Here is a 12,621-nt window from a genome sequence, read left to right on the forward strand (position 1 = left end):
AAGAATAGGAATGTAGTGAACTATGATTGGAACGAAGCTACTGCTGAGGTTGGTTGTTAAGTTTACGAAGGCAAAATATAATGATTGATATTGAGGGCTTAGAGTAATCTAGGCCTTTTTATTTTTAAGAAAAGGATTGCAAAGGTTAAATTGTTGTGATATTATAAAATCAATAAGAATAGAAATTAGGATGGTAATTGTTTTAATGCAAGCTAGACCTATTTATAAGCAGTGTGGGGATACTATACTCATTTTGCTTATAGATGGGTTTTTTTGTTTTGGAGGATAGTAATATGATAATACATAGAATACTTAATAATAATGTTATAATCACTCTTGATAAAGATGAAAAAGAGTGCGTTGTTTGTGGAAAGGGTATTGCTTTTAAAAAGAAAATTGGTGATGAAGTTGATAGTAAGGAAGTTAATAAAGTTTTCGTTTTGAAAGATCAAGGAATGAATGAAAAGTTTAAGCAGTTATTATTAAATATACCCCTAGACCATGTTAAACTTGCAGACGAAATAATACATTTAGCAGAAACAAAGTTAGGAAAAAGATTGAATGATAGCTTAATAATATCGTTAAGTGATCATATATATACTGCTATTTCTCGTTATTTAGAAGGAATTAGTATGAAGAGCGCTATGATTTGGGATATCAAACGTTTTTATGAAGATGAGTTTGAAATTGGTATGAATGCACTAGATATGATTGAAGAGTTATTTAAGGTAAGATTACCTGATGATGAGGCTGGGTTTATTGCTTTGCATATTGTGAATGCAGAAATGGATGAAAGCAATATGGAGCAAATTATTGATATAACTCGTATTATGCAAGAGATATCTAACATTGTTAAATATTATTTTAGAGTTGAATTTGATACTAATTCAGTTTATTATTATCGTTTTATTACACATCTTAAGTTTTTTGCTCAAAGACTAATTTTAGGAAAAACAATTGATGACGAAAGTAATGATGGATTATTAGATGTTGTTAAAATAAAATATCATACTTCATATAAGTGTGTAGGAAAAATTAATGATTATATAAAAAGTAAGTATAATTATGAGCTATCTCCTGAAGAGCAATTGTATCTTACAATTCATATTGAACGTGTCATTTATAAAACTAAACTTTAATTAAGTTAATATGCCTTTATAGGTATTTAAATATCAATATACTAGTAGAAATGGATGTGATTAATGGCTGTATTATTATGTTAAAACTTATTTTTTGTTTGGATGGTAACATTAAGTTGGCTAAACCTTCAGTTTTTGAATGTTAAGAAAAAATGGAGGCAAAGAAAAAAATGGGAAAATACTCAAAATTAGCAGAGGATATTATTAAAAATGTCGGTGGAAAAGAAAATATTATAGACTTAAAGCATTGTATTACACGCTTACGTTTTAATCTAAAAGATGAAAGTATTGCAAATGATGATGTTTTGAAGAACATGGATGGCGTAATTACTGTTATGAAAGCCATGGGACAATATATGGTGGTTATTGGTGAACATGTACCTCATGTATATGCTGAAGTTTGTGAAAAGATTGGAATGCAAGCTTATGGTGGAAAAGAAGGAACAGAGGTTGAAGAAAAAAAAGCAAGCTTGTTTAATCGTGTTTTAAGTGTAGTTATGGGTGGAATGGGACCTTGCTTAAACATGATTTGTGCTAGTGGTATTGTTAAGGGACTAACAACTTTATTAACTTTTTTAGGAGTTGTTACACCTGAAGATGGGGTTTACCTTTTATTGATGGCAATTGGAGATGCGATATTCTTCTTCTTACCATTAATGCTTGGTTACAATGTGGCTAAGAAATTAAAAATGGATCCTTACTTAGGTTTCCTTATTGGTGCTATTATGTGTTATCCAGCAATTAATGGTGTAGATATTAATTTATTTGGACATGTATTTAATGCTACTTACACTGGAACATTTTTACCAGTTGTATTTATGATTGCTGCAGCGGCACCTTTAGAAAGATTTTTCAAAAAATATGTGCCAGAACTTGTTCGTAATTTTATTGTACCAGTACTTGTATTAGTAATTGTTGTTCCTATAGGATTCGTTTTAATTGGACCTATTGCAAATTTAATTGGTGTAGGAATTAATACTGGAATTAACTCATTACTTAAAGTTAGCCCAATAGTTGCAGGGACTCTTTTAGCTGGATTCTATCAAGTGTTCGTATTATTTGGTGTTCATGGAGTATTATTCATGTTCCCATTTATGGATTTAATGCAAGGTATACCTAGTCAATTAATGGCGTATACATTCTTCTCATGTTTTGCTCAAATTGGTGTCGTTTTAGCGATTTATATAAGAACTAAAGATAAGAAGTTAAAATCAATTGCTCTTCCAGCATTTATTTCAGGAATATTTGGTGTTACTGAACCAGCTATTTATGGAGTAACATTACCACGTATTAAGATGTTTGTTATTTCTTGTATTGGTGCAGCTACTTCTGCTATTGTAGTTTACCTTACTAATATTATGATGTATACATATACAGGTATGGGAGTTATAGGGTTATTAGGGCTATTAAATCCTAAAGGACCACAAATATTACCACTTATCATAGCTGTAGCAGTTCCGTTTATTATTTCTTTTGTATTAGCTTATTTAATGTTTAAAGATGATAAAATTGAAGAAAAATCAGATAATAAAGTTCAAAGATCAACACAAGAAGTTGTTTTTGCCCCAGCTAAAGGTTCTATATCACCATTAAAGGAATCTGCTGATGAGGCGTTTGCATGTGAAGTATTAGGAAAAGGTATTTTAATTAATCCTACTGAAGGGAAAATAGTTGCACCTTTTGATGGAACAGTTCGTACATTATTCCCTACAAAACATGCTATTGGAATTGTATCAGAAGATGGCTGTGAAGTGCTTATTCACATTGGATATAATACTGTTCAATTAGAAGGAAAGTATTTCAATAGCTTTATAGAGCAAGGTGACGTAGTTAAAAAGGGAGATTTATTAGTAACTTTTGATATGGAACAGCTTAAAAAGGAAGGGTATAGTGTAGAAACACCTATTATCATTACTAATACTGACAATTATTTAGATATTATAGAAACAACTAAGAATAGTGTAGAGGCTGGAGATGAGCTTCTTACAGTTGTACATTAGGAGGGATATAACATGAGTTTTCCAAAAGATTTTTATTGGGGTGGTGCTACTGCTGCCAATCAATGTGAAGGTGCCTATAATGTAGATGGAAGAGGACTAGCAAAAACAGATGTTACAACTGCTGGAACAGCTACTACGCCACGTGGTGTAACTTATCGTTTACCAAGTGGTGAAACAGGACTAGCACCTCAATTTACACCATATCCAAAAGATGCAAAGGGTGTAATTTTAGATGGGTATTATTATCCTAACCATAATGCAATTGATTTCTATCATCATTATAAAGAAGATATTGCTCTATTTGCAGAAATGGGATTTAAAATGTTTCGTATGTCTATTTCATGGTCAAGAATATTTCCAAATGGAATAGAAGAAGAGCCAAATAAAAAAGGTCTTGATTTTTATCGTGATGTATTTGAAGAACTTAAAAAATATAATATTGAACCTTTAGTTACAATTTCTCATTATGATACACCACTTTATTTAGAAGAAGAATTAGATGGATGGAAAAATCGTAAACTTATTTCACTATTTGATAGATATACTGAAGTATTATTTAATGAATATAAAGGATTAGTTAAATATTGGCTAACATTTAATGAAATAAATAGCCTTCTAATGTTCAAAGATTTTATTCCTAACATGTCAAAGGAGGATATAGCGAATAATTATCAAGCGTTACATAATCAGTTTGTTGCAAGTGCAAGAGCTGTACAACGTGCACATTCTATTGATCCAGAATACAAAGTAGGATGTATGATAGCTGGAGCATGTTCGTATCCATTAACATGTGCTCCAGAAGATGTATTAAAAAATCAAAAGAAGATGCAGGATAGTTTTTATTACTGTGGAGACGTTATGGTACGTGGAGAATATCCTGTATTTGCAAAGAGATTATGGAAAGAAGATAATGTTAATCTAGAATATACAGAAGAGGATATTAAAGATTTAAAAGAAGGAAAAGTTGACTTCTTTAGCTTCTCTTATTACTCAACAACTTGTACTTCAGCCGATAAAAATGTGGCTAAGGATGGATTAGGTAATTTTAGTCTTGGTTCAAAAAATCCATATATCCAATATTCTGAATGGGGATGGGGAATGGATCCTATAGGTTTACGTTATTATTTAAATGAAATCTATAATCGTTATGAAATTCCAGTTATGGTTGTTGAAAATGGGCTAGGAGCTATAGATGAACTAACAGAAGATAAAAAAGTACATGATCAATATCGTATTGAATACCTAAGAGAACATATTAAAGCAATGGAAGGTGCCTTAGAAGATGGGGTTGATTTAATTGCATATACTCCTTGGGGATGTATTGATTTAATTAGTGCTTCTACTGGAGAAATGAAAAAGCGTTATGGTTTCATTTATGTAGACCTTGATAATGAAGGTAATGGAACAATGAAAAGATATAAAAAGGATTCGTTTGAGTGGTATAAGAAGGTTATATCTTCTAATGGAGAAGAATTAGGCTTATAAAATAATTAAAGGAAAGGAAGTCTATTATGAGTGTTATTCATAATGGGCTTCTTTATTTTTTGAGTTGATCTTTTAGATGAACTATTTTTTTATGTTCAAAAATAGAATGAAAAGTTATCCTTAGGTTTAGGAAATATATGTAAAATTCTCATTTTTAGAATAAGGTAAAAATGGGCAAAATTGTAGTAATATATTAATGAAAACATATACAAAAATTAAAAAAGGAGGGAGAATATGGTTGTCAATAATTTCAAAAGACTAAGAGGTAAGATAGCAGCGGTATTAGCCATAGTATTTTGCCTTAGTTTAGTATCTATTCCTGAGGTGTCAATAAATGCACAAGAGACTAAACAGGAAACACAAATGAGAGTTGAAATACTATCTCCAAGAGTTAACGAAGATGGTACCGTAACTTTTAGTGTTAAGTATGAAGGGGATACCCTTTATTTAGCAGGGGATATGACTAGTTGGGAATCAGGACAAGAATCCATGACTAAGGGCGATGATGGTGTATTTAGATATACTACAGAAGTACCTTTAGCACCAGGAAGATATCAATACAAATATAAGCCTAATAGTAACAATTGGGAGGGGTCTTTCACCCAAGAATATTCACCAGATGGAAACTCTATTTTAGTTATTAAAGCTTTAGGTGTTACAAAAAATGACGATAATACAGTAACTTTTAGGGTTAAGTATGATTCTGAAGAGCTTTATATAGCTGGAACTATGAATGGTTGGAATCCTACTGCTAGACCAATGACTAAAGGAACAGATGGAGTTTTTGAAGTAACATTAGAGCTTGGTGTTGGTATTCATCAATATAAGTATGTTACAGGAGATACTTGGTTTAAGGATCCTAACAACCCTAATGAAACTGCAGAGGGAAACTCTGTAGTAGAAATAAAAGGGAGCCTACAAAGTCCTGTAATAAATGGGGATGGTACAGTAACCTTTAGAGTAAATCATGATAGTGAACAAGTAAAGCTTGCAGGAAGCATGACAAATTGGGCTTCTAATGCAATCACAATGCAAAAGAGTAAGGATGGAAGTTTTTATACTACTTTAGCATTAGAACCTGGACAAGTATATGAATACAAGTTCTTTGATGAAAATAATAACTGGTTCACTGATCCTTCAAATGAGAACACTTCAAATGGTAACTCAGTAGTAACAGTACCAACATATACAATAGAACAAGGCACAGATGGAAAATATAAAATAACGATAAATACTAAGTATGATGGAGACGAATTATATTTAATAGGTTCATTCCCACAAGTAGACTGGAATGTAAGTAAAGAAGTCAAAATGACAAAAGGAGAGAATGGTATTTTCTCAACAACATTAGAAGTTCCAGAAGGTAAATATGTATATAAATTTAAACCTCATAGTGGCAATGATTGGTCAGATGCTTTCTTAGATTCAGGTAACCAAGTAATATCTGATGGTAACTCTGCAATTTATGTTGGGGAAGAAAGTAAAGTAGAAAATAAGTATGTAGAGTTTAAGTATGTAAAACCAGATAAAGATTTTGAAGATTGGAATATATGGATGTGGTCGGCAGGCTTTGATGGAATGCAAAAGAACTTCTCTTCTTTTGATGGAGATACTGCTACAGCAAGATTCTTAGTTCCAGAGGGCGCATCTACAATAAGTTTTATTATTAGAAAAGGGGAGTGGGTAGAAAAGGATCCATTTGGAAGTGATAGAAATATAACTTTAGATCCTAAATCTAATATTACAAAGGTAACAGTAGCAAGTGGAGAAAAAGATTATTTCCAAGTACCATCAATTGAGAATGCAGAAGTTAATATAAATGATAAGTCTATATTATTTAGATATAGGGATAGGAATTTATATTTTAATAATGCACAGGATCAAATTGAAAGTGTTAAGGTAAAAGTTGAAGATGAAAATGGTAACTCTAACTTATATGATATGCCTTATGATTCTACCAACCAATACTTTGAGTATAGGCTTAACAATATTCAAGAAGGAAGATATGAATATACCTTTATAGTAGATGGAGAAGAGGCTAAATCAGGTGTTGTAGACTTAAAGTTATATTATATTAACGGAGTAGCTGAAGTATCACCTAAAGAAGTTGATTATGATCAAAACACAGTAGTTAAGGTTACTTTAGATGAAGATGTAAGCAAAGATAATATAAAAGAAATTTATATGGATTTATCAGAAGTTGGTGGATCTAATAAAGTTCCTATGGATTTAGCTTTATTAAATAATAATGTTATTAGCCAAACTATCGGGGTAAAAGATGTTGTAACATCAGGTGATAAAAGTATAACAATAGTAGTAGTTGATAAGAATGGACAAGAACACGAAATTGAAACAACCCTAACTGTAAAATCAAAAACAGCTATAGGCGATGAAGATTTTGGATTTGATGAAGCAAGAATTTATTTTACTGTAACAGATAGATTCTTCAATGGTGATGAAAGTAATGATGATCCAAATGGAAACAACTATGATAAGAGCAATCCATTTACTTACCATGGGGGGGACTTAAAGGGATTAACTGAAAAGATTCCATACTTAAAGGATTTAGGTATAAATACTATTTGGATTACTCCAATTGTAGAAAATACAGATTTTAATCAACAATTTTCTTCAGATGGAAATCAATATTCTTACCATGGATACTGGGCGAAGAATTTTGAAAACTTAGATCCACATTTAGGCACAATGGATGATTTAAAAACATTAATAGATACAGCTCATGATAGTGATATAAAGCTTATGGTTGATGTAGTTTTAAACCATGCAGGTTACGGAATGAATAAAGAAGAAGGAAATAGTGGTGCTAATAATTATCCTACTAATGAGGATAGAAGATTATTTGAAAACATGTTTAGGGATGTTGCAGGAAATGACTTCGAAACTCAAGAAGTATCAGGTTTACCTGATTTTAGAACTGAAGATTCAGAAGTAAGAGAAACTCTTGTAAACTGGCAAAAATCTTGGATTGAAAAATCAAAGACTAATAAAGGTAATACTATTGATTACTTTAGAATTGATACAGTTAAACATGTAGAGGGAGCTACTTGGAAATCATTGAAAAACAGCGTAACAGAGATAGATCCTAACTTTAAGATGATAGGTGAATATTATGGAGCTGATGTAGATTCAACATTTAACAAGTTAGAAAATGGTGAAATGGATGCATTATTAGACTTCCAATATAAGAATAAAGCTAGGGATTTTGTGAATGGAAAGATAACAGAAACAACTGACTACTTAAATTCTAGAGCAGATAAGATTAGTAATACTTATCTTTTAGGGCAATTTTTAAGTAGCCATGATGAGGATGGATTCCTTACAACTGTAGACTATAATTTAGGAAAGCAAATGATAGGTGCAGCTATTCAGATAACTGATAAAGGTATTCCAGTAATTTATTATGGTGAAGAGTTAGGCATGACTGGTAAGAACGGAATGGAATTAGGTGATGCTAACAGATATGATATGGATTTTTCTAGATTAGAAGATCCTGAATATGCAAAAGTTTATAATCATTATAAGAAATTATTAAATATAAGAAAGGATAACTCTCTAGTATTTTCTAAAGGTGATAGAGTAACTATTGCCGGCGGCGATGAAGATAAGTTTAGTGCATTTAGTAGAGCTTATAACGGTGAATCTGTAGTTACAGTTCTAAATATTGATGAGGTGGAACAGGAACGCTCTATAGATGTTCCATATGAGGCAGGAACTGTACTTGTTGATCGTTATAACAATAAGGAATATAAGGTTAATGAAAATGGAGTAGTAAATGTGGCGATACCGGCTATGAGTGAGGGGGGAACAGTTATATTAACAACTAAAAAGACATCTAGTGATTCAGATAATGGAAATGTAAATAATGGAGTTAACAAAGATGAAAGTGGGGATACTGTTAAGACTGGTGATTCTTTAAAGATGGAAGGAGTTATATTCCTAGTAGCCTTAATGTTTACTTCATTAGGAGCTATTACTATTATTAAAAACAAAAAGAAAGTAGCTAAATAATAAAAGAGGATGTATCAAAATTTATTTTGATACATCCTTTTTAAAATATTTTATTATCTTATCCCATGAACATGAATGTATGACAAGTAAATACTGAAGCAACTTGCATGAAGCATAGTAAGCTTCCTACTATAATTCCAGGAATATAAGGATTATTACAATATTTAAATATACGACGTAATACAAGTATAGCTATTGGGAATACAGGTATTGCATTAATCATATATGTGAATGTAAATGTTGATCCAAATATATTTTGCTGTACCCCTGTCTTAGCAAATAAATAGTATCCAACAAATGTGATTACAAGTGCAGGGATCATATTCATAAATGCAAAGAATAAATCATTTAACCATGTAGGCTCTTTACCAATTTTTGAGTAGTATGCAGAATTTATTGCAATACTAACAGCGATACCAAACAATAAATAGAATGGTAGGTAAGTAAAGAATAAGTATAAGTGATCTAAAGGTAATTCACGCATTCCCCATAGATAATAACGTAAATCTATTTGGAATATATATTGTGCAATATACACAACAGCTAGTACACTTAATATTCCTATGATAGCTAATAATATTGACTTTATAACATCAATAAATGGAATTCTTACACCCCATTGCTTTAAAGTATCTCCTTCTTTTCTTCCATATAAGAAGTAAGAACCAAAAGAAGTAAATAACATGAAAAGTCCATTAGCCAATGCCCATAAAGCATATATATTACTTGTTTGTTGTGGCAATTGATTTGTTACAAAGTATCCTAATCCTTTATTAAAGATTAAAGATATACTTATGAAAGCAAATGCACAGTTAAGAATGGTTAATGACCAGAACCAAATTTTCCCTTTCTTATTTGGGGCAGGACGTAATTGTTTATTATCTTCAGCTTTTAAGCTAGAGAAGAATTTTGTCTTTGTTAATACTGCAATTGTAAATATACATATAGCTAAGGCACCAGCAAGTCCTAAAATAGATGCGATACTATAGAATTTCCAAATTTGCATACTACCAAGTTTATATTGTGGAGCTTCTAATGTTTCTTGGAAAAAGTCCACTACTGATGCTACAGCACCACTACCACCTTGTGGCTTTGGATGAATTTCGTTAGCTTTTGTAATACGACGAATTACTTGTTTACCATTTATATCAGTTGAGTATGTATGTCCAGGAAGTACTTCATCACCTGGGAATGCAGATGGTGCTTGTCCAAAACTAGCGAAGGATTTAGCTTCATTAGAACCTAAGAACTCTTGAGCTGATATTATTTTTCCAGTATCATCTTGAGTACTGAAATAAACATGGTCGTAGAATGTATAGTAAAGACCTACACTACGGTCTCCATATACGTTTGCCCAGTTTCCTTCAAAATCTTTAAAAGTAGGGTTACTTGCAATAAGGTATACTGAAGAGATTAATTTATTAGGGCCCATATTATCTAAAGTAACACTAATATTTGTAGCATTCCCACCCATTGAATGACCCACTATACCTATTTGGTTTGAATCAACATAATCTAAATCGCTTGCATATCTTACAGCAGAGTAGATTCCATATCCTTCTGTGTTGATATCAGTGAAGAATGTTTCATAAGAGGTTATATCAGAACCACCATGGTTTAACATATCAGGTGTTATAACAACGAATCCACGACGAGATAATTCTAATGCATATTGAGCATAACATTCTTTTGTTGTTGATAAACCATGAGCAAATACAACAGCAGGAGCTTTATTTTCTGATGTTGCATTTTTGGGACTATAAACACGAATACTAACATTATTACCAGATCGTGTTTGTATTGTTGTAGTTTCAATTCTTACTTTTCCAAAGTTACTTAGAAGTAAGTTAGAACTAATTAAACAAAATAGAGTGAAAATTAATGAGAAAATTAGTCCGCGTTTAGCTATAAATTTCTTTTTCATATGTTTCTCCCTTCACATAAATGAAAATTTGATCTTAAGTTAATAAATAATTTAACTGTACGTGATTATTATAATAGGCAAACGATTTCATTTGTATCATTATTGTGTTCAGTTTATATGACAATGTTGTTGTGGTAACAAGAATATACTTTTCAAATATGATAAAACTTTTTATAATAACGTTATCAAAGGGGGGATATTATGAATCAGAAACTAGAAATCATTGATTACCCAAATATAAAAAATATGAATTTGTTTGTGGTGGAAGTTGATTATCGCGAGCCCCATCTTCACCCTGAAGTAGAGATGTTATTTGTTTTTAAAGGTAGCCCTATTTTTATTATTAATGATGAACAATTTCAATTTCATCCGGGGGATGTTATTTTACTTAATAGTAATGATAAGCATGAAATAATTTCACAGGAGGAAGCATCAATATTTTTATGTTTGCAAATATTACCTAAGTATTTTGAAGGATATTTTCCCCAAATTAGTCATGTGGTTTTTACTGATCATTGTAGATATGATATCAAGCATAATTTATTGATTTATACTTTTTTAAAGCTTGGAGAAGTTTATATAGAAAAGCCACAATATTATCAAATAAACTGTGCAAGTATGATTAATATTATGTATTTCTATTTATTAAATCAATATTCAAAATATGAATTAAATACTGATTATAATGGAGCAATTTGTCACAATAAATTACGTTTAAGTAGGATTACAAGGTATATAGAAGAACATTATAATGAAAAAATATCATTACAGGATATTGCAGATAGAGAAGGATTATCTGTATACTTTTTATCCCATTTTATTAGGGAACATTTAAAGCAGAATTTTCAGGATTATCTAACTTTTGTAAGATTTAATCATGCAAGAGACATGATTCTTACTACTAATATGAAGTTAATAGATATTTGCTATCATTGTGGGTTTTCAGATTATCGTTATATGAACCAAGCTTTTAAAAGATATTGTAATTCTACACCAAAAGAATTTAAAAATCGTTCATCTACTACAATGGTAAAAAAGCCATCATCAGGCGGAAATAATCAAATAATATATAGTGAAGAAGATGCACTATATATTATTAGAAGGGCTTTTCAAGATTTTAATTTATTTGAACCTAATATATAGTTAGTCATAGAGTAAAGAGAAGGAAATGTCAGATATATTAAATATACCTACATTTCCTTTTTATATTTTAGTATTTAGATATTCTTGTATTTGTTTCTAAATTCTAAAGGGGTAATATTTTCTTTTTTCTTAAAAACTGTATTAAAATAATTTTGGTTTGAATAACCAATAGATAATGCAATATCTGCAATATTCATATCTGTACTTACTAAAAGGTCTTTACCTTTTTCTATTCTTCGTTCGTTTAAGTATCCTATAACAGTTTTATTTTTAGTTTTCTTAAATACATTACACAAATAAGTTTTATTAAGAGTTAATTCTTTAGATATTACATCTAAATTAATATCCTGAGAATAGTGAGAATCAATATATTTAATAGCTTTTGTTACATTAAGATTATGTTTTTCTTCCTCTATCTCTATATTTACATAAAGCAGTTCTATTAAATGAGGGAGGCAATGAATGGGTTTGTATTGGATATTTTCTTTATTATTCTTATCTGTAGAATAGGGACCAATTACATAAAATCCATAAGAATAGTTGTTAGGGATTATAGGACATATTGTAATAAAAATATTATGTTGTCTATTAACATTTATAATGTTTTTTTCCTTTCTAATTCTTTCTAGAATTTTGTGAATATCAGCATTAACAGGATTACCTAATGAAAATAGTAAATTTCCATTTTCATTGTAAGCTTCAATATTAAGATGAGTACAATTGTGGAAGTTATCTATATTCTCTTTTGCTTTATCTAATAAAGTTATCATTTATTTTCCTCCAAAAGTTTTGCCTAAATATTTTATAAAAAAACAAAATATTTTATAAGACAGAGAATGATAAACTTGATATTATTAATGAGAATCATTATCAAGAAATATCAATTGAATTATATCAATAT

General features: G+C 30.4%; 7 protein-coding genes. 5 read left to right on the plus strand and 2 right to left on the minus strand.

Annotated features, from left to right (window positions below; translation table 11 throughout):
* Nucleotides 1–293 precede the first annotated feature (293 nt).
* The 4 genes from licT (at nucleotide 294) to DR024_RS02360 (ending at nucleotide 8,653) form a co-directional block, all read left to right on the plus strand.
* The gene (gene licT / locus DR024_RS02345; protein ID WP_049180391.1) at nucleotides 294–1,139 is read left to right on the plus strand and encodes a BglG family transcription antiterminator LicT; all 846 of its coding nucleotides are present in this window, start codon (nucleotides 294–296) and stop codon (nucleotides 1,137–1,139) included.
* Between the two features lie 170 nt (nucleotides 1,140–1,309).
* Nucleotides 1,310–3,139, plus strand: a complete 1,830-nt coding sequence (locus DR024_RS02350; RefSeq protein WP_099328913.1) for a beta-glucoside-specific PTS transporter subunit IIABC — start codon at nucleotides 1,310–1,312, stop codon at nucleotides 3,137–3,139.
* 12 nt (nucleotides 3,140–3,151) lie between these two features.
* On the plus strand, nucleotides 3,152–4,624 hold the full coding sequence (locus DR024_RS02355; RefSeq protein WP_049180389.1) for a glycoside hydrolase family 1 protein: 1,473 nt from the start codon (nucleotides 3,152–3,154) through the stop codon (nucleotides 4,622–4,624).
* Between the two features lie 234 nt (nucleotides 4,625–4,858).
* Nucleotides 4,859–8,653 carry an alpha-amylase family glycosyl hydrolase gene (locus DR024_RS02360; protein ID WP_111918092.1) on the plus strand — a complete coding sequence of 1,265 codons (3,795 nt, stop codon included), beginning with the start codon at nucleotides 4,859–4,861 and terminating at the stop codon, nucleotides 8,651–8,653.
* A 58-nt stretch (nucleotides 8,654–8,711) separates the two neighbouring features.
* Here the strand turns inward: DR024_RS02360 and DR024_RS02365 are convergent, their stop codons facing one another.
* Nucleotides 8,712–10,577 carry an alpha/beta hydrolase gene (locus DR024_RS02365; RefSeq protein WP_111918094.1) on the minus strand — a complete coding sequence of 622 codons (1,866 nt, stop codon included), beginning with the start codon at nucleotides 10,575–10,577 and terminating at the stop codon, nucleotides 8,712–8,714.
* 201 nt (nucleotides 10,578–10,778) lie between these two features.
* Between DR024_RS02365 and DR024_RS02370 the strand changes: the two genes are divergently transcribed.
* Nucleotides 10,779–11,720 (plus strand): AraC family transcriptional regulator, encoded by a 942-nt coding sequence (locus DR024_RS02370; RefSeq protein ID WP_051195866.1) that lies wholly within the window; start codon nucleotides 10,779–10,781, stop codon nucleotides 11,718–11,720.
* A 74-nt stretch (nucleotides 11,721–11,794) separates the two neighbouring features.
* Here the strand turns inward: DR024_RS02370 and DR024_RS02375 are convergent, their stop codons facing one another.
* Nucleotides 11,795–12,490, minus strand: a complete 696-nt coding sequence (locus DR024_RS02375) for a helix-turn-helix domain-containing protein (RefSeq protein ID WP_111918096.1) — start codon at nucleotides 12,488–12,490, stop codon at nucleotides 11,795–11,797.
* Between the last annotated feature and the right edge of the window lie 131 nt (nucleotides 12,491–12,621).

The organism is Clostridium paraputrificum (genome assembly GCF_900447045.1).
GTDB classification, from domain to species: domain Bacteria; phylum Bacillota; class Clostridia; order Clostridiales; family Clostridiaceae; genus Clostridium; species Clostridium paraputrificum.

Excerpts from the sequence above, each read along its gene's own strand:
- licT (WP_049180391.1), top strand. The coding sequence starts at position 294 with ATGATAATACATAGAATACTTAATAATAATGTTATAATCACTCTTGAT.
- DR024_RS02350 (WP_099328913.1), top strand. The coding sequence starts at position 1,310 with ATGGGAAAATACTCAAAATTAGCAGAGGATATTATTAAAAATGTCGGT.
- DR024_RS02355 (WP_049180389.1), top strand. The coding sequence starts at position 3,152 with ATGAGTTTTCCAAAAGATTTTTATTGGGGTGGTGCTACTGCTGCCAAT.
- DR024_RS02360 (WP_111918092.1), top strand. The coding sequence starts at position 4,859 with ATGGTTGTCAATAATTTCAAAAGACTAAGAGGTAAGATAGCAGCGGTA.
- DR024_RS02365 (WP_111918094.1), bottom strand. The coding sequence starts at position 10,577 with ATGAAAAAGAAATTTATAGCTAAACGCGGACTAATTTTCTCATTAATT.
- DR024_RS02370 (WP_051195866.1), top strand. The coding sequence starts at position 10,779 with ATGAATCAGAAACTAGAAATCATTGATTACCCAAATATAAAAAATATG.
- DR024_RS02375 (WP_111918096.1), bottom strand. The coding sequence starts at position 12,490 with ATGATAACTTTATTAGATAAAGCAAAAGAGAATATAGATAACTTCCAC.